This window comes from Rhizobium sp. 32-5/1, from assembly GCF_029537235.1.
In the GTDB taxonomy this organism is placed as follows: domain Bacteria; phylum Pseudomonadota; class Alphaproteobacteria; order Rhizobiales; family Rhizobiaceae; genus Pararhizobium.
In genome coordinates this window covers 1-24,465 of the sequence record NZ_CP120638.1, presented here as the reverse complement: position 1 = coordinate 24,465, position 24,465 = coordinate 1, and the positions used below count along the sequence as shown (strand labels likewise).

Sequence of the window (24,465 nt, the reverse complement as noted above, 5' to 3'; positions counted from 1 at the left end):
CGAATCACCGAGGCTTTCCGATGCGCACATCCATCATCTTCCGCCGATTGGCGATTGCCGGCGCCACGGGCTTGTTGGCGCTGACAGCCGGCTGCCAGTCCGAGCGACCGCCGGCACCAACAAAAAGCGCCGCGGCTCTGCCGACGATGGAGCGTGTCGCTCTCGGAGCCAATCGCTGCTGGTTCAAATCGGGTGATTCTGCCTTCAAGGCATACCGCCTTGCCCCGGAGCTCAACTCCTTCTCCGGACGCCCGCGCATTCTCATTGTGCATCGCAACTCTCCGGAATCGCGGCCACTTGCCGTTGTCCAGGCCGAAGGTCAGCCCGCGCAGATGCAGGCTTTCGGCCCCCTGCTTGATGAGCCAGTCGGCGCGCGCATGAAGACGGATATCCGTCGCTGGGCCTCCGGCAATCCCGCATGTAACTGATACACGCATCGCAGCGCGCGCTGGCAGGGTAAAGAGCAGATTGTCGAACGTTCTTCAGCTGTGATGAATGCGGCTCCGCGATTAATTCCAGAAGGACTGGCAGGCTTCCCGTCGAGCCTCGGCCCGCGTGACGCCGATATCGTCGAGCTGGCTGTCCGTCAGTTCGGAAAGCGCAATGCGCGTCCGTGACTTTTCACTCTGCCACATCAACCATGCCCACACGGTTGCGAACCAGGAGGCAATGCGAACATGTGCACGCGCCCGCTTTGGGAAGGATGTGCCATATTCCGATTGCATTGTCTCGATTGTCATCATTGCACCCAATCAATCTGCATTGCCTATTTGTGTCAGTAGCAATGCTACTTAATTGACATGGCAATTGGTGCAATGTAGATAATTGTTACCATGACAAATTGGATACCCGACCCCACGCAGGGCCAAGGCCCGCTTTACGCCCGCATTGCCGACCAGATCGAGCAAGCGATCATGGACGGCGTGCTTTCGGTGGGCACCAAGCTGCCGCCGCAACGCAATCTCGCCTTCGATATCGGGGTGACGATTGGCACCGTCGGGCGGGCCTATACGCTGGTGCGCGAACGCGGCCTCGTCAGCGGTGAAGTCGGCAGAGGCACCTATGTGCTCGACAAGCCGGAGAGCAGACCCGCAGAGCAGGCTGATCCGCTGACGGCGTCGCTCGCCGGTACGCGCCCCATCAACGCGCCTACGGGCAAGTTGCGCTTCGACAGCACGGCGGCCCCCGATGTCGGCCAGAGCGCGACGCTGGAAGCCTTGCTGCATGACATTACCCGCGAGCATCAGTTCGATATCGCCAGCTATGCCCGCAATTTCCCCGATCACTGGTTCGAAGCCGGTAGCCAATGGCTGGCCAAGGGCAATTTCCGCCCTGCCCCCGATTGTATCGTGCCAACACTCGGTGCCCATGCGGGTGCTGTGGCGGTGATTGCCGCGGTGACAGCACCGGGCGACAAGATCGCTTTCGAGAACCTGACCTATTCACAGATCAGCCGCAGCGCCGGTCTGATCGGACGCCGGCAAGTTCTCATGGAATCGGATCATCTTGGCCTTATTCCGGAGGATTTCGAACGGGTCTGCGCGCAACAACATCCGAAACTCGCCTTCCTGATGCCGGCGGCCCAGAACCCGACCGTGGTCACGCTGTCGCTGGAGCGGCGTAAGGCGATCGTCGATATCGCCCGCCGGCACAGTGTCTGGCTGCTGGAGGACGATCTTTATGGCGCCATGACCGGTGATCCGACACCACTCCTGGCAGAACTTGCGCCGGAACGCACCTTTCTCGTCGGCGGCCTGTCGAAATCAGTTGCCGCCGGTGTTCGCGGCGGCTGGGTCGCCTGCCCGCCGCATTTCAGCCAGCGCATCCGCATCGCCCACAAAATGGTGAGCGGCGGCATGCCTTTTCTTCTGGCAGAGCTCTGTGCCCGTCTGGTCCTGACCGGCGAAGGTCGGCGGCTGCGCGAAAATGGGATTGCTGAAATCAGGCTGCGCGAGCAGATGGCGCGAGACATCTTTTCAGGCCTGGAGTTCAACTCCCATCCGCATGTGCCGTTCCTTTGGCTGAAGCTTCCGGAACCCTGGCTGTCGGGCACGTTCAAAAATGCCGCCCTTGCCGAAGGCGTGCTTGTCGATGACGAGGACGAGTTCAAGGCCGGACGCACGGACAGCGTTTTTCACCGCGCCCGCATCGGCTTTTCCTCCCCACAAAACCGCGAGGAGGTCCGTCACGGCTTCCAGACACTACGTCGATTGCTCGATAGCGGCAGAACGGGCTATGATAGTTTTGCGTGACACCGTCGGCTGCCTTCGCCTGCCCCACAGAAATCCGCTGTTTGCCCTATCCGGATTGGCATTTTCCTGTCGCACCGCGCCGCCGCATGGGCTAAGAAGCCGCAAAGCGCGCTCATTGTTTCTTGCATTCCTGCCGCCCGGCTTTTTCCGGCTTGCCGAATGCGCCAACGGACCCGACGGATCACCATGACCATTTCCAATACCCGCCCCATCACCCCGGACCTGATCGCCTCGCATGGGCTGAAGCCGGATGAGTATCAGCGCATTCTGGGCCTGATCGGGCGCGAGCCGACCTTTACCGAACTCGGCATCTTCTCGGCGATGTGGAACGAACACTGCTCCTACAAATCCTCGAAGAAATGGCTGAAGACGCTACCGACGACCGGGCCGCGCGTCATCCAGGGCCCCGGCGAAAATGCCGGCGTGGTGGATATCGATGACGGCGACGTCGTCGTCTTCAAGATGGAGAGCCACAACCACCCGTCCTATATCGAGCCCTATCAGGGGGCTGCGACCGGCGTCGGCGGCATCCTGCGCGACGTCTTCACCATGGGGGCGCGTCCGATCGCCGCCATGAACGCGCTGCGCTTCGGCGCGCCGGATCATCCCAAGACCCGCCACCTCGTCTCGGGCGTTGTCGCCGGCGTCGGCGGTTACGGCAACTCCTTCGGCGTGCCGACAGTCGGCGGCGAGGTCGAATTCGACGCGCGCTACAACGGCAACATTCTCGTCAACGCCTTTGCAGCCGGCCTTGCCAAGTCCGATGCGATCTTCCTGTCGGAAGCCAAGGGCGTCGGCCTGCCCGTCGTCTATCTCGGCGCCAAGACCGGCCGTGACGGAGTCGGCGGTGCCACCATGGCGTCTGCCGAATTCGACGAATCGATCGAGGAAAAACGCCCGACCGTTCAGGTCGGCGACCCCTTCACCGAAAAGTGCCTGCTGGAAGCCTGCCTCGAACTGATGAAAACCGGCGCCGTTATCGCCATCCAGGATATGGGTGCCGCCGGTCTCACCTGCTCGGCCGTCGAGATGGGCGCCAAGGGCGATCTCGGCATCGAATTGCTGCTCGATCAGGTGCCGGTGCGCGAAGAGCGCATGACGGCCTATGAGATGATGCTGTCGGAAAGCCAGGAGCGCATGCTCATGGTGCTCGAGCCCTCCAAGGAAGAGGTCGCCAAGGCGATCTTCGTCAAATGGGGTCTCGATTTCGCAATCGTCGGCAAGACCACTGACGACCTGCGCTTCCGTGTCATCCACCAGGGCGAGGAAGTCGCCAACCTACCAATCAAGGAACTGGGCGACGAAGCCCCGGAATATGATCGTCCCTGGACGCCGGCCAAGGTGGCCGCTCCGCTGGCTGTCGGCGACGTACCGCAGTCGGACGTTGCCGATGCCGTGCTTTCGCTCGTCGGCTCGGCCAACAATTCCTCGCGCCGCTGGGTCTACGAACAATACGACACGCTGATCCAGGGCAATTCGCTGCAACTGCCGGGCGGCGATGCCGGCGTCGTGCGGGTCGAGGGCCATGACACCAAGGCGCTCGCCTTCTCCTCCGACGTCACGCCGCGCTATGTCGAGGCCGATGCTTTTGAAGGCGGCAAGCAGGCCGTGGCCGAATGCTGGCGCAACATCACCGCGACCGGCGCACTGCCCCTGGCGGCGACCGACAACCTCAATTTCGGCAATCCGGAACGCCCGGAAATCATGAGCCAGCTCGTGCATGCCATCAAGGGCATCGGCGAGGCCTGCCGGGTGCTCGATTTCCCGATCGTCTCGGGCAATGTCTCACTCTATAACGAGACCAACGGCCAGGGTATCCTGCCGACCCCGACCATTGGCGGCGTCGGTTTGCTCAGCGACTGGTCGAAAATGGCGCGCATCCGCTTTGCATCGGAAGGCGAAACCATCCTTTTGATCGGAGCGCCGGAAGGCTGGGGCACGCATCTCGGCCAGACGGTCTATCTGCGCGATATCCATGGCCGTACCGATGGCCCTGCCCCGCATGTCGATCTCGCCCATGAGCGCAAGGTTGGCGATTTCGTCCGCGGCCTCATCCTGGATGGTAAGGTCACGGCGGTTCATGACTGCTCGTCGGGCGGTCTGGCACTTGCCGTTGTCGAAATGGCGATGGCTGGCGACATCGGTGCCGTCATTTCAACCCCCGTCGGCGATGCAATCCCGGCCTTCTTCGGCGAAGACCAGGGCCGCTACGTCGTCGCGGTTGCGGCCGGCAAGGCAGTCGGCATCATCGAGGCGGCGGCCAAGGCCGGTGTCGTGGTCGCTGAAATCGGCAAGACCGGTGGTGCGCAGGTAACTCTGGGCGCGGCACGGCCGCTGGCAATTCAGCAATTGCGCTTGGCCCATGAATCATGGTTCCCTGACTTCATGGATGGCGAGACAAAGATCGCCGCCGAGTAATTTCAGGGAGTACCAAGCATGCCGATGGCACCTGGCGATATTGAAGACATGATCAAATCCGGCATTCCCGGCGCAAAGGTCACGATCCGTGACCTCGCCGGTGACGGCGATCATTATGCCGCGGAAGTCGTTGCCGAAGCCTTTAGAGGCAAGAGCCGCGTCCAGCAGCACCAGATGGTCTACAACGCGCTGAAGGGCAATATGGGCGGCGTGCTGCACGCGCTTGCCCTCCAGACCTCGGCACCGGAGTAGCGCGCATGGCCGGCCTGATCAATGAACTGGTGACGGGCGTCGTCGAGAACGTACTCAAGGAAATCCTGAAGAAGGCTGGCGCCAAGACGACGACGAAGCGCAAAAAGCGTCAGACGCGTTCGGCAACAACCGGCCGCTTCAAGAAGACAAGGACGGTCAAGCGCGCGGCACCGAAAAAGCAAGTGAGCCGGAGGCGTACGGCAGCATCGCGAAGCAGGGCCCGCAGTCGATAACAAGCCTCCCGATATTTTGTGAGGGCCATCATTTTTCTTCAATTGGGTGATGAAAATCGGTGGCGCGCATGTTATCTAGGGAAAATGACAGCCCCGCCCCTTGAAGCGGGCGCAGGAAGGACAAGACCATGAGCGGAATTAACGATTTCATCGAAAACGAAGTGAAGAGCAACGACGTCGTTCTTTTCATGAAGGGCACACCGCAGTTTCCGCAGTGTGGTTTCTCCGGGCAGGTCGTGCAGATGCTCGACTACATCGGCGTCGACTACAAGGGCATCAACATCCTTGCCGACGCGGATCTGCGTCAGGGCATCAAGGACTATTCCAACTGGCCGACGATCCCGCAGCTCTACATCAAGGGCGAATTTATCGGCGGCTGCGACATCGTGCGTGAGATGTTCCAGGCCGGCGAACTGCAGTCGCATCTCGAAGAGCAGGGAATTTCGGTGAAGGGCGCGGCCTGATCCGCAGCCCTTCGATATCGAGAGCGGAAAAGGCGGGCTTCCGCCTTTTTTGATTCTTGGGGATTACAAACAAATTCTAATATTGAAGCCCCTTGATCAGCATCTACCATTATTCTCCTTTCATTGAGAGATCATGATCTCTCAAGTGGGATCAATGGCCGGCTGCACAGGACGCGATTTAGACCACCCGTTAGAACTGTAGTCGCGGCACTGCCATGTCGTCGCATGGCGCAAAATCCCTACAGCCATCCGCCATCCCGCGACATGCAGCGCCGTCGCTCGAAAACGTTTCCGACATGCCGACCGGCTCTCTCAGCCTGCCGACGGTCAATTGTCCAGCCGGGTCAGCCGGTTGCCTTTCATACCGCATGCGCCGTCTGCGCATCTGCCAGGATAGACGTCATGACCACCACATCCGAGGCACCAGGACTTCCGATACTTTCCAAGGCCCAGTTCGTGGCTCTCATGGCCATGCTGATGGCCATAAACGCGATTTCGATCGACATTATGTTGCCCGGTCTCCAGGAAATCGGGGCGAGCCTCGGCGTCATCGATGAAAATCATCGGCAATACGTGATCACCTCCTATCTGATCGGCATGGGTAGCGCGCAGCTGTTCTTCGGGCCGCTGTCCGACAGGTTCGGACGCAAGATCCCCCTGCTTGTCGGCCTTGCCATCTATGGCGTCTGCGCCCTTGCCATTGTCTTCGTTCCAAGCTTTGCCGGACTGCTGGCCCTTCGCTTCGTCCAGGGCATCGGAGCGGCGGCAACGCGGGTGATTTCCGTATCGATCGTTCGCGACGTCTACGGCGGTCGCCAGATGGCCGAAGTCATGTCGCTGGTGATGATGGTCTTCATGGTGGTGCCGGTCATCGCACCGAGTATCGGACAGTTGATCATGCTGTTTGCCGAATGGCATATGATCTTCGTGGTGATTGCGCTGTTTGCCGCGCTGGTGGCAACGCTGGTCAGCCTTAAGCTTCCAGAAACGCTTGATGATGAAAATCGCCGGCCGTTCACAGCCGCCTCCATCCTCGGTGCCTTCCGGATCGTTCTCACCAACCGTGTGGCGCTGTTCTACACGCTGGCGACGTCATTCATCTTCGGATCGCTGTTCGGCTTCATCAACTCCGCCCAGCAGATCCTCGTCGGCATATATGGGCTCGGCGTCTGGTTCCCGCTGGTCTTTGCCGGTTTCGCCGGCATGATGGCGGTCGCCTCCTTCACCAATTCCCGCATGGTAAAGCGCTATGGCATGCGACGCCTGTCGCATGGCGCCCTGATCGGTTTTGCGACCGTCAGCCTGATCTGGATGATCGCATCGCTGTTCGGTCCGGTTCCGCTCTGGCTGTTCGTTGTGCTCTATGCGCTGGCGATGTTCCAGTTCGGCCTGATCGGCCCCAACTTCAACGCCATGGCAATGGAACCGCTCGGCCATGTTGCCGGAACGGCATCATCGGTGCTGGGATTTACCCAGACGATCGGCGGTGCGGTCATCGGCGCAGCGATCGGCCAGGCTTTCGATGGCACCGTCACGCCACTTGCGATCGGCTTCTTCGTGCTTTCTGCCATCGGTCTCGGCTTCGTCCTGATCGCCGAAAAAGGCAGGCTCTTTAGTCCCCACAATCCGGCGTCGTGATTTCTCCCCGATCAGGACGCCGATCTCCGCTCCCGAATTCCATAGGACCCAAAATGACTTCCACCACGACGACAGAAGACTTGAGCCAGCCGGGTTCCCGCCGGATCGGCCTTGGCTTCCTTGAATTCGTCATCACCATCGCGCTGATGACCGCCAGCGTCGCCATGGCGATCGACATCATGCTACCGGCTTTGCCGGCGATCGGCACCGCTCTCAAAGTCTCGGACCCGAACGACGCCCAACTGGTCATCGGCGTGTTCTTCCTTGGCTTCGGTGTCTCGCAGATCGTCTTCGGCAGCCTTTCGGATGCTTTCGGACGCCGCACCACACTGCTGGCCGGCCTTGCCTTCTATGCGTTCACGATGTTCCTCGCCGCCTTCGTCGAAGACTTCCAGACGCTGCTGATCCTGCGGTTCATCCAGGGCATCGGTGCTGCCGCCGTACGCATCAACAGCATGGCGATCGTACGTGACTGTTTTGGCGGACGCGACATGGCGCGGGTCATGTCCTATGTCTTCATTGTCTTCATGGTGGTGCCGATCGTCGCTCCTTCGGTGGGACAGCTGATCATTTCGGTTGCCAGCTGGCACTGGATTTTCATCGCACTCGGCATCATCGGCGCGATCCTGTTTGTGTGGGCGCTGCTGCGGATGAAGGAATCACTGCCGGTTTCCGAGCGCCAGCCGCTATCGGTCGCTACTGTCGCATCCGGGTTTGTCACGGTGCTGACCAACCGCGTCACCTGCGGCTACATGATCGGGCTGACCTTGTTCATGGCGGTCATCTGCGCCTACATCGTCACCGTGCAGCAGGTGTTCGGCGTCGTCTACGGCCTTGGCGAATGGCTGCCGCTTGCCTTTGCCGGAACCGCCGGCGGCATCGCTATCGCCAATTTCGCCAATGGCTATTTCGTCCGCAGCTTCGGCATGCGGCGCATCTCGCATGTCGCGATGATCCTGTTTACGCTGGTTTCAATCGCAATCAGCCTCTATGCGCTGGGTGGCCGCCCGCCCTTCATGGTCGCCTATATCGCGTTCAGCGTGCTCTTGATGTTCTTCGCCGTCATCACGACAAACTTCACGGCCATCAGCCTCGAGCCCATGGGCCATATCGCCGGCACCGCCACGGCGATCACGGGCTTCGTCTCGACCACGGGCGGCGCCCTTCTCGGCGGCGCAATCGGCCAGATGTTCGACGGAACGATCTTTCCGCTGGTGGCGGGTTTCGCCGCATTCGGCGTGCTGACGATCCTTGCGACGCTCTGGGCGGAGAATGGCAAGCTGTTCAGTCACCCCAGCGATGACCACGCCACCGTTGATCACGGCGGCCATATGTAACCTGTTTCTAGTTCATATAAATAAGCCCTAGGGAAGCGATTCCCGCGGGCTTTTCGTATGTCCCTAAAACGATCAGACCGTGAAGACTTCGCGGCGCAGTTCTTCCCAAGTGTCCCTGTCCGGCGCGAGCAGCAGGCCACCGTCTACATGATGCGGCAGGTAAGGCGAACCATCGAAGCGCGCCGCATAGGCGCCGGCCTCCTGCGCGATCAGCGTGCCCGCCAGATGATCCCAGGGCATCAGCTTCTGGTACATCAGGAAATGGAAATGCCCGGCCGTGAAAGCCCGGTATTCATGGGCTGCACAGCGATAGCTTGTGGCAATCCGAACCTTGGCCATATTGCCCATGACTTCCCGGCGGTTCTCCGGTGCGTAAAATCCCGTCGATGCACAGCCAACGAGTTGATCAAGCGGGACGGAGGGAACAGTCGAAAGCTGCTCCTGCGAACCATCTGCCTTGCACAGCCAGGCGCCAGAACTCTTTTCGGCGATGACCCAGTCATTGCCCATCGGATCATAGATGAGGCCGGCGACCGTTTCGCCCTTGGAAACGACCGCGGCCATGACGCCGAACAGTGGCAGGCCGGCCGCATAATTGAACGTGCCGTCGATCGGATCGACGACGATGGCAAGATCAGCCCCGGCCAGACCAGCAAGTAGCGCCGGGTTTGCGGAGACTGATTCCTCGCCGATGAACAAGGCATCCGGCGCGAGTTCCGCCATCCGCGCCTTGATCAAGCGCTCGGCGGCTTCGTCCGCCTCGGTCACCAGATCGATCGCCTCCGTCTTCACCCGCACGTCGCCCGTACCGAGATTGCGGAACTTTGGCAGGATTTCCTTGAAGGCGGCTTCTTGGAGGATATTGGCGATGGCAGCGATATCGATGGCAGATGTCATGCTTTGGGCTCCGCGACGAGAGATTGGAAATCAAACAGCTTGGGATCGAGCAGATGCGAGGGATTGGCGTGGCCGAGCGCCCGCAGCATCGTGTCCTTGCGGCCGGGCATGCGCCGCTCGATATCGGCGAGCATGGCTTTCAGCGCATTGCGCTCCAGCCCGTCCTGTGAGCCGCAGAGATCGCAGGGGATGATCGGAAATTCCATGGCGCTCGCGAACTTTGCAAGATCGTCCTCGGCCGCGTAGGCAAGCGGCCGCAGCACCATCAGATCGCCCTCGTCGTTCAACAGCTTTGCCGGCATGGTGGCGAGACGCCCGCCGTGGAAGAAATTCATGAAGAAGGTTTCGAGGATATCCTCCCGGTGATGGCCGAGCACCAGCGCGTCACACCTCTCCTCGCGCGCGATCCGGTACAGATTGCCGCGGCGCAGGCGCGAACAGAGCGCACAATAGGTGCCGCCGGCCGGAACCTTTTCCTTCACGATCGAATAGGTGTCACGATATTCGATCCGGTGTTCGACACCGATCGAGGCGAGATACTCCGGCAGGATGTGCTTGGGGAAATTCGGCTGACCCTGATCGAGATTGCAGGCGATGAGTTCGACCGGCAGCAGGCCGCGCCATTTAAGATCGATCAACAAGGCTAAAAGGCTGTAGCTGTCCTTGCCGCCGGAAACACCGATCAGCCAGCGCTTCTGGCCTTTCAGCATGCCGAAGTCCTCGATCGCCTGGCGCACCTGTCGCAGCAGCCGCTTGCGCAGCTTGTTGAAGGACACCGAGGACGGCATCTTCGCGAAAATCGGATGCATCATGTCGTCGGCGGTCTGGTCCGCTTTGTTCAGCAAACCTTCGACTTCGGTGATGGGTGGTTGAACGGCAATATCCATGACAAAGTCCCGGATCAAAGGCGCGCGGTGAAAACCGGTGCACGAAAACATTGCCCTGCACTTGCCCGCCTAAACCAGCAAGATCAAGGAAAAATGCAGCGTCAGCGGGGAAACTTCGTCAAACGGCTGTTCAGGCGCCGAAGACCGACCAGCCGGTGCGGTTGGCGAGCATTTCCAGAGCCAGCGACCCGATCAGCGAATTGCCGTTATGGTTGAGACCCGGCGACCATACCGCGACAGCGGCCTTGCCCGGAGCAACACACAGAATGCCGCCACCGACACCGCTCTTGCCAGGCAGACCAACGCGATAGGCGAAATCCCCCGAACCATCATAATGGCCGCAAGTCAGCATCAGCGCATTGATGCGCCGCGCCCTCTGGCGCGAAACCACGGAGTGTTTTGTCAGCGGATTGGTGCCGGACGCGGCTAGAAACAGGCCCGCCTTGGCGAGGTGGACACAACTCATCGACAGCGCGCATTGATGAAAATAGGCGCCCAGCACATGATCGACGGGATGGTCGAGTTTTCCAAACGACCGCATGAAATTCGCAAGCGCAAAATTGCGGTAGCCGGTCGCCGCTTCCGAGCGCGCCACTTCGGCATCGATGACGATATCGTCCTCGTCGGCGAGGTAACGCACAAAACGCACGATTTCGCCGATCGCCTCCTTCGGTGTATGGCCAGCGAGCACCAGATCGGTGATGGCGATCGCACCGGCATTGATGAAGGGATTGCGGGGGATGCCATGCTCATGCTCGAGCTGGACAATGGAATTGAAGGCTGATCCCGACGGCTCGCGCCCGACCCGCTTCCAGATGTTCTCGCCATGTTTGCCGAGCGCCAGCGTCAGCGTGAAAACCTTGGAAATGCTCTGGATCGAAAATGGCATTTCGGCGTCGCCGGCCATGTGAATGGCGCCATCGACTGTCACGATGGCCATGCCGAACCGCTTCGTATCGACGCGCGCCAACTGCGGAATATAGTCGGCGACCTTGCCCTCGCCGAGCCTCGGCGTCAGCTCGCGATGAATATCATCGATTATCGACTGCAGGTCCAAGGGTTCCGTGCCTGGCATCAGTCATTCTCCGGATGGGTCTTGGTCGAGATTGGGCAACAAAAAAGCCACTCATCTCTGAGTGGCTTTTCCGAAATTCGCAAGGCGCAAGCCTCAACAAATCAACGCGAATAGAATTCGACGACCAGGTTCGGTTCCATGACGACCGGATACGGTACGTCAGAGAGAGCCGGCACGCGAACGAAAGTCGCGACCATCTTGTGGTGATCGACATCGATATAATCAGGAACATCGCGTTCAGCGAGCGAAACCGCTTCGAGAACGATGACGAGCTGCTTGGACTTTTCGCGAACTTCGATCACGTCGCCAGCCTTGCAGCGGTACGAACCGATGTTGACGCGAATGCCGTTGACCGTGACGTGACCATGGTTGACGAACTGACGGGCAGCAAAGACCGTCGGTACGAACTTGGCACGGTAGACGATCGCGTCCAGACGCGATTCGAGCAGGCCGATCAGGTTTTCGGAGGTGTCACCCTTGCGACGGTCAGCTTCGGCGAAAATCGCACGGAACTGCTTCTCACGAACGTCGCCGTAATAGCCCTTGAGCTTCTGCTTGGCGCGCAGCTGCACACCGAAGTCGGAAAGCTTGGACTTGCGGCGCTGGCCGTGCTGGCCTGGGCCATATTCGCGACGGTTGACCGGGGACTTCGGACGACCCCAGATATTTTCGCCCATACGGCGGTCAATTTTGTACTTGGACGATTCGCGCTTGCTCATCGTATTTCCCTTCAACAGGTTACACCGGTCTGTTGCCAAACCGGATCAAGGAAACACGCCCTCCTCTGAACTTCTTTTGAAAGCTCTGACAGGCTTCTCACATTACGCTAACGGAGAATCCACGGGACATGTCAAATAAAACACCGGGCATTTCGGCCCGGCGTTGAGCGGGTCTTTAGGGGAATTGGACATAAAGTCAATCGCCTCTCAACTAACTACTTGATACAGGAGCATGAGTTGCATTAAATACGAAATACAACTAATGAGGCAAGCTATGGCAGATGTTCATATCGCTCGTTCAGCCACCAGCGGGTTACTGCCAATGTGGCAGAAAGGCTTCATAGGTAGCTTGGGCGGTCTTGCGGCAGTCGTCACAAAATTGCTGGCGCTCGACGCCGTCGTTTTGTCTACGTTGCTTAGTGCTGACGAATTTACCAAAGCAGCATCTCTCAAAGCAATGATATTCATCCAAGCACCGTTGCTGATGTTTTTAGGCGCCGTTATCGCGTGCATGATGGACGAGTCGGTGCGAATGAAGGTTTTTGCGATTGGCGTCTCTGCACCTGCCCTTATTGCACCATGGCTTGCCCAGCCCGTCGCGGGATTGCCTACGAACAAGGCAGCGGAGATAGAGGCTTTTTCTTTCCACCTGCCGTTGCTCAGGACATTGCGGACGCCGATTCTTCCAGCAGAATAAACGGGCTCAAATATATTCTTGGCCTAGATGGAGGAGAGACTCGTCGATTTTGGGTTGTAATTGGATCCTACAAGCAAGCCGATGTAGCGCTTAGAAAAGCCGCTGAAGTGAACGCATCTTCTCCGGATTTGCAAGCATTTGTCGGCGAACGTCAGATTGGAAATGAATATTATCCACTCATCGTCGGCGGGCTTAGTGCTTATCTGCCCTATGAAAAAGCCAAAAATTTGAAAAATTATGCCATTACCAAACTTGGGTTAAGTTCAGATGGCGCATATTTCTCCGACTATAATCCGGGTCTGCCGCGACCGAAGGTAAAATAAAGGACTCCATCACTCCGCGGCGCTGCGGGTCCCGGCTACATCATAGACCGCATCCGCAGCCCCGGCGCAGTCTCCACCTGCAAATCCGGAAAGGCGACGATTCGTTTGCCGGAGAGATCGCTGTGCACGACGATCAGCCCCTGCTCCTCGAAATAGCCGAGAAGTCGGCGGGCGCGGCGGGCGGAGTGGGTGCCGTAGGCGCGCGCGATCATCGCATCGGACGGGCATGGCAGGCCGCGCACGGCCGATTGTGCGACCAGCAGGAAAACGCCCTGCAGATCGTCGGTCACGTTGCGGGAAAGGATAAGCGCCGAGGCCCAGATCTCGCTGGCGGCAGTCTGCGGATCGACACCAGAGCGCGCGACCGCCATCTTGCGGCGGAAGGCGCTGAGCGAAAGTGGCGCACCGGGAACCCGGCAGATCCGACAGCGGACAAGAAAATCCTGGAACAGTTCGGCATCGGCGCGAAACGCTGCATCGGGATTTTCGAGAATCTCGGCAAGCAGACCATCCAGCAAGGCTTCGCGATCCGCGGCCGGCATTTCAACAACCGGCGCACGCGGCTCCGTGGCGGCAACCGGTTCGGGCCGCGGGCGGGAAAGTTCCGCCAGAATATCGGTGGTCGGCCGCGGCGCGCTTGCTCGTCTTGTGATCGGGCGGATCAGTTCTTCCGGGTCCGGCGTGAAGATCAGGTCTTCGACATCAGCGACCGCTTCCGGCAATGGCGTCAGTTTCGGGCTGGTCGAGCGCGCCGACGTCTCGACATTGCCGATCGTGACCGGCAGCGGCCGGCGCGACAGGGCCGGGCCCAGCGCCACGAAGGAGCCGCGCTTCAGGTCCCGGAACATTTCCGCCGTGCGACGGTCCATGCCCAAAAGATCGGCGGCGCGCGCCATGTCGATATCGAGAAAGGTGCGCCCCATCAGAAAGTTGGATGCTTCGGCCGCGACGTTCTTGGCAAGCTTTGCCAGTCGCTGCGTGGCGATGACGCCGGCCAGGCCGCGTTTTCTTCCTCGGCACATCAGGTTGGTCATGGCGCCGAGCGAGATCTTACGCGCTTCTTCCGAAACGTCGCCGGCAACCGACGGCGCAAACATCTGCGCCTCGTCGACCACCACCAGCACCGGATACCAATAGTCGCGATCGGCGTCGAACATCGCATTGAGGAAAATACCGGCGCTGCGCATCTGCTGCTCGATATCAAGACCTTCCAGCGACAGGACGCAGGAGACGCGATGCTGGCGGATACGCCCGGCAATGCCGATCAGTTCGGCTTCGGTCCGCTCACCCTCGATCACCACATGACCGAATTTATCGGCGAGCGTGACGAAGTCGCCTTCCGGATCGATGATGCACTGCTGGACCCAGGGAGCCGACTGTTCGAGAAGGCGACGCAGAAGATGCGACTTTCCAGAGCCCGAATTGCCCTGCACCAGCAGGCGGGTCGCCAGAAGCTCTTCGATATCGAGCGGAACGCTCGTCCCGTCGGACGCCGTGCCCATGTCGATGCCGACTTTCATTCACACCCTCGTTTTCAAGCTGTCAGTGCACGCCGGATTTCGTCGCGACCCCTTGACACTCGAAGACGTTTATCATCGTTCCTCCGGTTTTGCCCGCAGGATCGATCGTAACCCACAGAATTGCAGCGCGCATCGCCGGGAGGACGAAAAGGTGGCGGCACAAATTTGTTCGCCGTCACCCCTTTTAAACTTTGGTATCAAACCGCCAAAACACTGGTCAGGCGATGAACTCGACCTTGCCCTCGTCGAGGTCGTAGCGGGCACCGACGATCTTCAGCGTTCCTGCTTCCAACTTTTCCCCGATGACGCCTCCGGTGGTTTTCAAACGGGCCACGACGTTGGCAACATTTTCCCTGACGGAATTGTCCAGCAGGTCTCCGTCCATTGTCTGCGCTTTCAGCACAGCCGGCAGGATCGGCGCCACCATCGCCTCGATCGCAGTGTCGAAGCTGACGTGCTCCTTGACGAGGCTGATAGCCGCACCCACCGCCCCGCAACGCTCATGACCGAGAACGACGATCAGCGGCGTGCCGAGATGGTCCACGGCATACTCGATGCTGCCGAGGCCTGTCAGACCGACAGTGTTGCCAGCCACGCGAACGATGAAAAGATCGCCAAGACCGCGGCCGAACAACAGTTCGGGCGGAACGCGCGAGTCCGAGCATCCGACCAGAACGGCAAAGGGATGCTGCTTCTCGGCAATCTCCAGCCGCCGTTTGCGATCGATGTGCAGAACGGGAGCCTTGTCGGCGACAAAATCCTCATTGCCTTTTTTGAGCAAGGCCAGCGCCTCATCCGGCGAAAGACCGGTGGGCACCGCAGTATGGGCCGTCTCTGCAGCAGCAGCAGCGGAGACGAAAGCCGTTGACGCCGCAGTGGCGGCAAGGCCGGTCAAGGCGCCACAGCAGGCGCCTTTCAATAAAAGACGCTTGGATAGTTTCATGTCCATGATGAATGATCCGACTTTGATGTTACTAATATTGCAGAGGGTGAATTACGCGATGCGGCTGTCATATTAAAGCGGTTTCGTCGCACCCCACATCTCCGTTCGCGCTTGCCGAAATAGAGAAGAAAGCTGTCACTTCACCGTCAAGCCGAACCCCTGCATCAGTCGGCGCGTCTTGAAATCGGGATTGCCGGAGGTGAAAATGGCGGGGTCGATTCCGTGCAACGGAGCGAAACCATCCGGCAGCGGCACAAGGCTGCGGGCACGGCGAGCAATTGCTTCCGCCGGATCCAGCCAATCGACCGGCCAGGGCGCCAGGCGGCGGAAGACATTGGCCATGAAGGGATAATGCGTGCAGGCGAGCACGACGATATCGGTCTTCCTGCCTTCCTTCTCGACGAAACACTGCGCAATTTCAGAGAGAACCGCCGCGTCATCGATCGGCTCGCCACGAATATAGGCTTCCGCCATGTGGGCGAGATTTTCCGAGCCGACGAGACGGACGTGGCACTGCGAGGCAAACGACTGGATGAGATCGCGGGTATAGGCACGCCTGACGGTACCGGGCGTCGCCAGCACAGAGACAAGGCCAGAGCGTGTGCGCTCGGCTGCGGGTTTGATCGCCGGCACGGTGCCAACGAAGCGCATGTCCGGGAATGCCGCGCGCAGGTCGGCCCCGACAAGCGTAAATGCAGTGTTGCAGGCGATGACGCAGATTTCAGGATCGTGATCCGCAAGCAACTTTCCGAAAAGCGAAATCACCCGTTCCTTCAGCGCCTCTTCCTCCCAGCCGCCATAGGGAAAGCCGGCATCGTCGGCGATATAGATGAAGTGCCGCTCCGGCATCAGCACGCGCAGTTCGCGCAGCACGGTCAGGCCGCCAATGCCGCTGTCGAAGACCAGGATCGGCTTCAGTTCAGAGTTCGTCACCGCTGTCGTCAGCCTTTTTCGCGCGTGAATTGTCCGGCGCCCCTGCCCCGCGCGGCGCCTCGCGGGTGAAACGATCGAGTGACGAGATGATGCCGCGCACCAGCCGGATTTCGGATTCGGCAAAGGCAGGACGGGTCAACACGGCACGAAGATTGTCGATCAATTTCGGTTTTTTGGCGGCCGGCCGGAAATAGCCGCGGGCCTCCAGCGCCTCTTCGACATGGTCGAAAAGTCCCTGCAACTGGTCCTTGGTCGCCGGTTGCTGCTCCAGCGCCTGGAAGGATGTTTCCTCTCGCGATTCCATGCTGGTTTTCATCCACTCGTAGGACATCAAGAGCACGGCCTGCGCCAGATTGAGGGAGGCGAAGGCGGGGTTGACCGGAAACGTGACGATCTCGTCGGCCAGCGCCACTTCTTCGTTGGTCAGCCCCGTGCGCTCGCGCCCAAACAGGATGCCGGTCGCTTCACCGATGTTGAAGCGGTTGCGCAGCGTTTCGGCCGCCACCAGCGGAGAACGCACCGGCTTATAGCCATATCGATCGCGCGCCGTTGTCGCATAGACGAAATTGAGGTCGGCGATTGCTTCCGGAAGTGTGTCATAGACCTTGGCCGCATCGATGACATGATCGGCACGGCTCGCAGCGGAGCGGGCTTTTTCGCTCGGCCAACCGTCGCGCGGGCTGACGAGACGCAGTTCGGACAGGCCGAAGTTCGCCATGGCGCGCGCCACCATGCCGATGTTTTCACCCAGTTGCGGGTGCACCAGAATGATCGCCGGGCCTTCCGTGAGAAGAACGCGCTCGCTGTTCGTGCCTGCCATGCCAATAAAGCCTTCCTGTCTTTCGGGCGCTTCACTGGCACAAAGCGGCGAGAAAATCAAAACGCAAGAGGAACGGCTGCATCAAGGCTTCGTCTGCCGCTCCAGCCACGCCTTCAACGAAAACCAGTTTCCCTCATCGATGAACCGCAGCACATCGTCGATCCGATAGAGGCCGGAAGACGGATCGTCCTGTTCAAGAATAAACATCAGGCGGATCGAACGCACCGGGGCACCATCGCAGGACGGCGTCTCCATTGTTACGTCAAGCATGTTGCGTGTGTCGCTGCGGGTTCGATCGATAATCCCGGTCTTGCCGATGGGGCATCGGTTGGTATCACCCGTCATCGGATCGGTCTCGAACAAAGCTGGATCGCCCCGCTTGCGGGATGCCTTCAATGCGTCAGCATAGGTGTTGACGAAATCGCCGCTGAAGTCGTTCAGTAACTGGCTTTCGGTGAAATAGGCCTGATGGCGATCCGGTTCATCAAGCGAATTAACGACGATCCGATCCACATAGCTACGGACCAACTCTTCGCGTCCATCTGCAAGAACCGGCGTCCAGCCCGTCAACACGACCAATGCCACCCAAGCCGCTATCCTCTTCATCCGGCGCTCCCACCTTCGCCCAACACATTTAGAGCAGTTAGTGCGAATCGATCACCGGTGGCAACCGGCGGCGTATCGCCAAGCGACGAACCGGAATGCCACTGTTATCACCAATGAGCGAGAGCCTTCATGCGGTCTCTCCTCATACATCGAAAGCCTATGGCGATTCATGCGCTGTATGCCTTTGCCTGTCGGGAACTGGATGCTATAGGGGCCCAACCCCGTTTATCGTCCAACCCCATGCAGAGGTTTGCAACATGACAAAGATCAAGGTCGCCAATCCGGTCGTCGAACTCGACGGCGATGAAATGACCCGCATCATCTGGCAGTTCATCAAGGAAAAGCTGATCCATCCCTACCTGGATATCGATCTGGAATATTACGACCTTGGCATGGAAAATCGCGATGCGACCAACGATCAGGTGACGATCGATTCTGCAAACGCGATCAAGAAGCACGGCGTCGGTGTGAAATGCGCCACCATCACCCCGGACGAGCAGCGCGTCGAAGAATTCGGCCTGAAGAAGATGTGGAAGTCGCCGAACGGCACGATCCGCAACATTCTCGGCGGCGTCATCTTCCGCGAACCGATCATCTGCAAGAACGTGCCGCGTCTGGTTCCCGGTTGGACCAAGCCGATCATCGTCGGCCGCCATGCTTTTGGTGACCAGTACCGCGCCACCGACTTCAAATTCCCCGGCAAGGGCAAGCTGACGATGAAGTTCGTCGGCGAGGACGGTACGGAAATCGAACATGAAGTCTATGACGCACCGGCCGCCGGCGTTGCCATGGGCATGTACAATCTCGACGAATCGATCACCGATTTCGCCCGCGCGTCGCTGAACTACGGGTTGCAGCGTGGCGTTCCGGTCTATCTCTCGACCAAGAACACAATCCTCAAGGTCTATGACGGCCGCTTCAAGGATATCTTCCAGCAGGTCTTCGACGCCGAATTCGCCGACAAGTTCAAGGAAGCCAAGATCTGGTACGAACACCGCCTGATCGACGACATGGTCGCCTCGGCGCTCAAGTGGTCCGGCGGTTACGTCTGGGCCTGCAAGAACTATGACGGCGACGTCCAGTCCGATATCGTCGCTCAGGGCTTTGGCTCGCTCGGCCTGATGACCTCCGTCCTGATGACCCCGGATGGCCAGACGGTCGAAGCCGAAGCCGCCCACGGCACGGTCACCCGCCACTACCGCCAGCACCAGAAGGGCGAGGAAACCTCGACCAACTCGATCGCCTCGATCTTCGCCTGGACCCGTGGCCTCGCCCACCGCGCCAAACTGGACGACAATGCCGAACTTGCACGGTTTGCCGACACGCTCGAAAAGGTCTGCGTCGATACCGTCGAAAGCGGCTTCATGACCAAGGACCTGGCGCTGCTCATCGGCCCCGATCAGCCCTGGCTCTCGACCACCGGCTTCCTCGACAAGATCGACGAGAACCTCAAGAAGGCCATGGCCGCCTGAGACAGCTAAAAGACGAAACAGTCAGAGAACCCGGCCCGCGCCGGGTTCTTTGTTTATGGTTCCTCGATGGAAGGCGCGCTGCGTGCCGCGTCGATCCTTTCGACAATCAGCCGGGCCACCTCCTCGACAGGTCGATCAAGACCGGTGCCGGCAATACAGGGGCCCTGGATTCCGAGCGAACGGTTGGCGTTCTCCAGCATGCGGGCGAACCGGCTACGCGGCAGCCGCCGACTAGCCTCAGGATCAAGCACCAGCTCGATCATCCTCTGCCGTTTGATTTCAAGAAGACGCACAGCCTCGATGTCGGTCCATCGAATAACCGACGGGGAAATGTCCGGCACCAGCAGGCCGTCGGGACGGATCGAAATGGCATCCCTCCGGTCGAAGAGCTTGATCAGGCCGACCACGCCGCAAAAACCGAAAAACACGACGGATAAAATGCCGATGAAAAGTCGGAAGGATCCGGCTCCCTCTTCGACATAGCCCATATGGCCGATCCAGATCCCGATCACGACGAAGGCAAGCGCGCCTGCGATAAGCAGCGCCATTTTTGCCGGCGATCTCCTGATGTTTATCGTCCCGTTTAGACCCATTATCGGAGTTCCTCTACCTTTTGCGTGGCTACTGTCGCGCGCGTCATATTTTGCGGAGGTTTTTAGCTATAAAATGAGAATGGGAAAAACAAGAGGAGTATTTCGGGATGAATGAACTGGTTCTATACACGAACCCGATGTCACGCGGGCGCATCGCGCGGTGGATGCTGGAAGAAGTCGGCAAACCCTATCGCGTCGAAATACTCGGCTTCGGATCCGGCATGAAATCGGAGAGCTATCGCCGTATCAACCCCATGGGCAAAGTCCCGACCATCGTTCACGGCGAAAGAATCATCACGGAATGCGCGGCCATCTGCGCCTATCTTGCCGACGCCTTCCCTGAGGCCGGGCTCGCGCCCGCAACCGGTGATCGGGCGGACTATTACCGCTGGCTATTCTTTGCGGCAGGCCCGCTCGAAGCCGCGGTAACCAACCTCTCCCTCGGAAACGACGTGCCGGTCGAAAGACAGCGCATGGTCGGCTACGGCACTTATGACCATGTCATGGATGCGCTGGAAAACGCCGTCTCGAACCGGGAATTCATCGCCGGAGAGCGTTTTTCGGCGGCCGATGTCTATATCGGTGCGCAACTCTCCTGGGGCCTTCAGTTCGGCACGATCGAAAAACGGCCGGCCTTCGAAACCTATGCAAAACGCATGAGTTCCAGAGAACCGGCCAGACGCGCCGGCGCGCTTGATGACGCCGACATGGCGAAGGTGCAGTGAGGGCCCTTATTTCAGCGGCAGGTGGATATCCGTCAACAGTTCCGTCGGTGCGGTATCGCGGGGATTGTTGACGTACTCCTCGAACCTCACGGTATCGCGGAATTCCCTGTCCGATTGCGGCAGCCAGACCCCGTAAAGCCACTGATAGGCCTTGTGCATGTCGGCATAGGGTCCCTTGTGCCGGAGGACGGCATATTCACCGCCCTCAAGATGCTGGTGGACTAAGGTCTCCTGTGTGGGCACATGCTGTCCTTCGGTGACGCAGGCGAAGGAACGCAGTCTGTCCTCCGGAACGAGATCCGGATCGTCCAGATAGATGCCGACCATGCACATGTCCGGACGAAAGAGGTTATGCGCCATCAGCGTGCCGCCCAGCCTCTCGAAAGCACGGTCGATCGCCATATAGGACCCCTCATGGGGCACCCCGACGAGTTCGCGGGGGGCAAGGGTTTTCAGTGTGACATCATACATTACGGATAGTCCTTTTTGCGGATTCGATTGAAAGATCGTGTGGCTCCCTCTCTCCGGTACCGCGCAGGCGGCATGCCGAACACCCACTTGAAAATCCGGTTGAACGACTGAAGATTGGGGTAGCCCGATCGTCTCGCTATCTCTTCGACAGAAAAATCCGTGCCGACCAGATCGCCGGCAGCCCTGTGGAGCCGCAGGCGCTTGACGGTCGCCGCCAGCGTCTCGCCATGCACGGCCCGGTAAACCCGGTGCCAGTGATGCGGAGAAAGACAGGCGATCTCCGAGAGCCGATCAAGATCGAGCTCCTCATCAAGATGATCATGGATATAGGCCGATACGCGCCGCAAGCGGCGCTCATATATCGCCCAGATGCTGGTTTCCTTCATGTCGCTCCTCAAGCAAGCCGAACCCGCAGAAACAAGCATAGTGCGATTTGACAAATCCTGCGAAGCCTCCCCGGCTTGGCACACGGAATCAAAAAACCGGGCGTTGCGGCCCGGTTTTCCGAAAATAGCGACGAATGATCTCAGCCGGCGATGGCCGTCGCGACCGCCTGGATGGCATCAGCCGCCTTGTCGCCATCGGGGCCACCAGCCTGGGCCATATCGGCACGGCCGCCGCCGCCCTTGCCGCCGAGGGCTGCGGAGGCGACACGAACCAGATCGACCGCGCTAACCTTGGCGGTCAGATCATCGGTGACGGCGACGACCGCGCTCGCCTTGCCGTCGCTGGATACGCCGATAAAGGCGACGACGCCCGAACCGAGGCTCTTTTTGCCATCGTCAGCCAGGCTCTTCAGATCCTTCGGATCGACGCCCGTCACGACTTTGCCGAGGAATTTGACGCCGCCGATATCCTGAACCTGATCGGCGGAACCGCCGGCCTCGCCGCCGCCCAAGGCCAGCTTCTTCTTGGCCTCGGTCAGTTCGCGCTCCAGCTTGCGGCGTTCGTCCATCAGCGCCTCGACGCGGGCCGCAACATCCTGCGGCTGAACCTTCAGCGTCGTTGCCAGGGCCTTCACCCGCTCGTCCTGCTCGTTGAGATAGGCAAGGGCCGAAACCCCGGTCAACGCCTCAAGACGCCGGACGCCGGCACTGACAGCACTTTCGCCAACGATGCGAACAAGACCGATCTCGCCGGTAGCGCCGACATGGGTGCCGCCGCAGAGTTCGACCGAATAGGGACGATTGGCCTTGGAACCGCGCAGGCCCTGCCCCATCGAAACGACGCGCACTTCATCGCCGTATTTCTCGCCGAACAGCGCCATCGCACCCTCGGCAATGGCGTCATCGACGCTCATCAGGCGCGTGGTCACGGCGGTGTTCTGGACAATGATCTCATTGGCCATCTCCTCGACGACCTTCAACTCCTCGGCCGTCATCGGCTTTGGATGCGAAACGTCGAACCGCAGGCGCTCGGGCGCAACAAGCGAGCCCTTCTGCGCCACGTGCGTGCCGAGCACCTCGCGAAGCGCTTCGTGAAGCAGGTGGGTCGCCGAATGATTGGCCCGCAGGCGTGAGCGACGAGCATGATCGACGGTGAGTGCGACAGCATCGCCCGTCTTCAACGTGCCGTCCTCGACGGTACATGTATGGACGAAGACGCCCTCGCCGCGCTTTTGCGTGTCGGTGACAGTAAGCCTGGCACCATCAGAAACGATCACGCCCGTATCGCCCATCTGCCCGCCGGATTCGCCGTAGAACGGCGTCTGGTTGAGAACGATCTGGACCGTATCACCCTTGCCCGCCTCGACAATTACCTTGCCATCCTTGACGACGGCCAGCACGACGCCCTCGGCAGTCTCAGTGTCATAACCGAGGAACTCGGTCGCGCCGAGCTTTTCACGCAGCTCGTACCAGATCGTCTCCGTCGCCTTGTCGCCGGAGCCAGACCAGCTGGCCCGCGCCTCTGCCTTCTGGCGCTCCATGGCCGCGGTAAACGCCGCCGTATCAACGCTCACGCCCTTGGCGCGCAGGGCATCCTGGGTGAGGTCGAGCGGGAACCCATATGTGTCGTGGAGTTTAAAGGCGGTCTCGCCGTCAAACTGATCACCTTCCGAAAGATCGGCGGATGCGTCGGACAGCAGTCCAAGGCCGCGTTCCAGCGTCTTGCGGAAACGGGTTTCCTCGAGCTTCAGCGTTTCGGAGATCAGCGCTTCAGCGCGCAAAAGTTCCGGATAGGCGCGGCCCATCTGGCCGACAAGCGCCGGCAGAAGCTTCCACATCAGCGGGTCGCGGGCGCCGAGCAGCTGCGCATGGCGCATGGCGCGGCGCATGATGCGGCGTAGCACGTAGCCTCGGCCCTCGTTCGACGGAAGCACACCGTCGGCGATGAGGAAGGCAGACGCCCGGAGATGGTCGGCGATGACGCGGTGGCTGGCCCGCTGGTCGCCTTCGGCCTTGACGCCGGTCGCTTCCTCGGAGGCCGCAATCAGCGCGCGGAAAAGGTCGATGTCATAATTGTCGTGTTTGCCCTGCAGCAAAGCTGCGACACGTTCCAGACCCATGCCGGTATCAATCGACGGGCGCGGGAGATTGACACGCTCTTCCTTGGTGACCTGCTCGTACTGCATGAAGACGAGGTTCCAGATCTCGATGAAGCGATCTCCATCCTCGTCCTGGGATCCGGGCGGTCCGCCCCAGATATGATCGCCGTGATCGTAGAAGATTTCGGAGCATGGGCCGCAGGGACCGGTATCGCCCATAGCCCAGAAATTGTCGCTGGTCGGGATGCGGATGATACGGTCGTCGGAAAGACCGGCAATCTTCTTCCAGAGATCAAAGGCCTCGTCATCCGTGTGGTAGACGGTGACTAGCAGACGCTTGGCGTCGATGGCGAAATCCTTGGTGATCAGGTTCCAGGCAAGTTCGATCGCCCGTTCCTTGAAATAATCGCCAAAGGAGAAATTGCCCAGCATTTCAAAGAAGGTGTGGTGGCGGGCGGTGTAGCCGACATTGTCGAGGTCGTTGTGCTTCCCGCCGGCGCGCACGCATTTCTGCGCAGTCGCTGCCGTCGAATAGGGACGCTGTTCGAGGCCGGTGAAGACGTTCTTGAACTGCACCATGCCGGCATTGGTGAACATCAGCGTCGGATCGTTGCGCGGCACCAGCGGGCTCGACTGCACGACCTCATGGCCGTTCTTCTTGAAGTAGTCGAGAAACGTCGACCGGATTTCATTCACGCCGCTCAT

At 59.8% G+C, this 24,465-nt stretch carries 24 protein-coding genes and 1 pseudogene; 12 read left to right on the top strand and 13 right to left on the bottom strand.

Features of this window, described 5'->3' with window-relative positions:
- Positions 1-20: 20 nt before the first annotated feature.
- Positions 21-428, top strand: a complete 408-nt coding sequence (locus P6U16_RS00125) for a hypothetical protein (protein ID WP_277702143.1) — start codon at positions 21-23, stop codon at positions 426-428.
- 81 nt (positions 429-509) lie between these two features.
- Here the strand turns inward: P6U16_RS00125 and P6U16_RS00120 are convergent, their stop codons facing one another.
- Positions 510-635 (bottom strand): DUF1127 domain-containing protein, encoded by a 126-nt coding sequence (locus P6U16_RS00120; protein WP_277702142.1) that lies wholly within the window; start codon positions 633-635, stop codon positions 510-512.
- Between the two features lie 198 nt (positions 636-833).
- On the opposite strand from P6U16_RS00120, the gene P6U16_RS00115 reads away from it, so the two are divergent.
- From P6U16_RS00115 to P6U16_RS00085, 7 genes are all read left to right on the top strand, one after another.
- Positions 834-2,252 carry a PLP-dependent aminotransferase family protein gene (locus P6U16_RS00115; RefSeq protein ID WP_277702141.1) on the top strand — a complete coding sequence of 473 codons (1,419 nt, stop codon included), beginning with the start codon at positions 834-836 and terminating at the stop codon, positions 2,250-2,252.
- A 186-nt stretch (positions 2,253-2,438) separates the two neighbouring features.
- The gene (purL, locus tag P6U16_RS00110; RefSeq protein ID WP_277702140.1) at positions 2,439-4,670 is read left to right on the top strand and encodes a phosphoribosylformylglycinamidine synthase subunit PurL; all 2,232 of its coding nucleotides are present in this window, start codon (positions 2,439-2,441) and stop codon (positions 4,668-4,670) included.
- A gap of 18 nt (positions 4,671-4,688) precedes the next feature.
- Positions 4,689-4,922, top strand: a complete 234-nt coding sequence (locus P6U16_RS00105) for a BolA family transcriptional regulator (RefSeq protein WP_037095612.1) — start codon at positions 4,689-4,691, stop codon at positions 4,920-4,922.
- A 5-nt stretch (positions 4,923-4,927) separates the two neighbouring features.
- Positions 4,928-5,155, top strand: coding sequence for a hypothetical protein (locus P6U16_RS00100; RefSeq protein ID WP_277702139.1), 228 nt, complete (start codon positions 4,928-4,930; stop codon positions 5,153-5,155).
- Positions 5,156-5,283: 128 nt separating this feature from the next.
- The gene (gene grxD / locus P6U16_RS00095) at positions 5,284-5,619 is read left to right on the top strand and encodes a Grx4 family monothiol glutaredoxin (RefSeq protein WP_277702138.1); all 336 of its coding nucleotides are present in this window, start codon (positions 5,284-5,286) and stop codon (positions 5,617-5,619) included.
- A gap of 402 nt (positions 5,620-6,021) precedes the next feature.
- Entirely contained in the window at positions 6,022-7,257 is a 1,236-nt protein-coding gene (locus P6U16_RS00090; protein WP_277702137.1) for a multidrug effflux MFS transporter, read from the top strand.
- 53 nt (positions 7,258-7,310) lie between these two features.
- Entirely contained in the window at positions 7,311-8,594 is a 1,284-nt protein-coding gene (locus tag P6U16_RS00085) for a multidrug effflux MFS transporter (protein ID WP_277702136.1), read from the top strand.
- Positions 8,595-8,666: 72 nt separating this feature from the next.
- On the opposite strand, the gene P6U16_RS00080 is transcribed toward P6U16_RS00085, so the two are convergent.
- The 4 genes from P6U16_RS00080 to rpsD all read right to left on the bottom strand — a co-directional run bounded on the left by P6U16_RS00080 (position 8,667) and on the right by rpsD (position 12,172).
- Positions 8,667-9,491: an inositol monophosphatase family protein gene (locus P6U16_RS00080; RefSeq protein ID WP_277702135.1), complete on the bottom strand. Its 825-nt coding sequence runs from the start codon at positions 9,489-9,491 to the stop codon at positions 8,667-8,669.
- Complete coding sequence (gene ttcA, locus P6U16_RS00075; protein WP_277703940.1) at positions 9,488-10,303, bottom strand: tRNA 2-thiocytidine(32) synthetase TtcA; 816 nt, start codon at positions 10,301-10,303, stop codon at positions 9,488-9,490. Before ttcA ends, P6U16_RS00080 begins: the two co-directional genes overlap by 4 nt.
- A 205-nt stretch (positions 10,304-10,508) precedes the next feature.
- Positions 10,509-11,453 carry a glutaminase gene (locus P6U16_RS00070; RefSeq protein ID WP_277702134.1) on the bottom strand — a complete coding sequence of 315 codons (945 nt, stop codon included), beginning with the start codon at positions 11,451-11,453 and terminating at the stop codon, positions 10,509-10,511.
- A 101-nt stretch (positions 11,454-11,554) separates the two neighbouring features.
- On the bottom strand, positions 11,555-12,172 hold the full coding sequence (gene rpsD, locus P6U16_RS00065; RefSeq protein ID WP_277702133.1) for a 30S ribosomal protein S4: 618 nt from the start codon (positions 12,170-12,172) through the stop codon (positions 11,555-11,557).
- Between the two features lie 274 nt (positions 12,173-12,446).
- Here rpsD and P6U16_RS00060 point away from each other — a divergent pair, with 274 nt between their 5' ends.
- Together P6U16_RS00060 and P6U16_RS00055 are read left to right on the top strand one after the other, a co-directional pair.
- Positions 12,447-12,869 (top strand): hypothetical protein, encoded by a 423-nt coding sequence (locus P6U16_RS00060; RefSeq protein ID WP_277702132.1) that lies wholly within the window; start codon positions 12,447-12,449, stop codon positions 12,867-12,869.
- A 107-nt stretch (positions 12,870-12,976) separates the two neighbouring features.
- A complete protein-coding gene (locus P6U16_RS00055; protein WP_277702131.1) occupies positions 12,977-13,192 on the top strand; it encodes a hypothetical protein in 216 nt (71 codons plus the stop codon).
- Between the two features lie 35 nt (positions 13,193-13,227).
- On the opposite strand, the gene P6U16_RS00050 is transcribed toward P6U16_RS00055, so the two are convergent.
- The 5 genes from P6U16_RS00050 to P6U16_RS00030 form a co-directional block, all read right to left on the bottom strand.
- Entirely contained in the window at positions 13,228-14,712 is a 1,485-nt protein-coding gene (locus tag P6U16_RS00050) for an ATP-binding protein (protein WP_277702130.1), read from the bottom strand.
- A 217-nt stretch (positions 14,713-14,929) separates the two neighbouring features.
- Positions 14,930-15,661: a carbonic anhydrase gene (locus P6U16_RS00045; protein WP_277702129.1), complete on the bottom strand. Its 732-nt coding sequence runs from the start codon at positions 15,659-15,661 to the stop codon at positions 14,930-14,932.
- Between the two features lie 129 nt (positions 15,662-15,790).
- Positions 15,791-16,588, bottom strand: a complete 798-nt coding sequence (murI, locus tag P6U16_RS00040) for a glutamate racemase (RefSeq protein ID WP_277702128.1) — start codon at positions 16,586-16,588, stop codon at positions 15,791-15,793.
- Positions 16,575-17,408 carry an RNA methyltransferase gene (locus P6U16_RS00035; RefSeq protein WP_277702127.1) on the bottom strand — a complete coding sequence of 278 codons (834 nt, stop codon included), beginning with the start codon at positions 17,406-17,408 and terminating at the stop codon, positions 16,575-16,577. Before P6U16_RS00035 ends, murI begins: the two co-directional genes overlap by 14 nt.
- 81 nt (positions 17,409-17,489) lie before the next feature.
- Positions 17,490-18,014 carry a hypothetical protein gene (locus tag P6U16_RS00030; protein ID WP_277702126.1) on the bottom strand — a complete coding sequence of 175 codons (525 nt, stop codon included), beginning with the start codon at positions 18,012-18,014 and terminating at the stop codon, positions 17,490-17,492.
- A gap of 257 nt (positions 18,015-18,271) precedes the next feature.
- Here P6U16_RS00030 and P6U16_RS00025 point away from each other — a divergent pair, with 257 nt between their 5' ends.
- The gene (locus P6U16_RS00025; RefSeq protein WP_277702125.1) at positions 18,272-19,486 is read left to right on the top strand and encodes an NADP-dependent isocitrate dehydrogenase; all 1,215 of its coding nucleotides are present in this window, start codon (positions 18,272-18,274) and stop codon (positions 19,484-19,486) included.
- Between the two features lie 53 nt (positions 19,487-19,539).
- On the opposite strand, the gene P6U16_RS00020 is transcribed toward P6U16_RS00025, so the two are convergent.
- Entirely contained in the window at positions 19,540-20,034 is a 495-nt protein-coding gene (locus P6U16_RS00020) for an STM3941 family protein (RefSeq protein ID WP_277702124.1), read from the bottom strand.
- A 152-nt stretch (positions 20,035-20,186) separates the two neighbouring features.
- Here P6U16_RS00020 and P6U16_RS00015 point away from each other — a divergent pair, with 152 nt between their 5' ends.
- Positions 20,187-20,804, top strand: coding sequence for a glutathione S-transferase family protein (locus P6U16_RS00015; protein WP_277702123.1), 618 nt, complete (start codon positions 20,187-20,189; stop codon positions 20,802-20,804).
- Between the two features lie 6 nt (positions 20,805-20,810).
- Here the strand turns inward: P6U16_RS00015 and P6U16_RS00010 are convergent.
- Positions 20,811-21,661, bottom strand: a pseudogene (locus P6U16_RS00010) (AraC family transcriptional regulator).
- Between the two features lie 140 nt (positions 21,662-21,801).
- A complete protein-coding gene (gene alaS / locus P6U16_RS00005; protein ID WP_277702122.1) occupies positions 21,802-24,465 on the bottom strand; it encodes an alanine--tRNA ligase in 2,664 nt (887 codons plus the stop codon).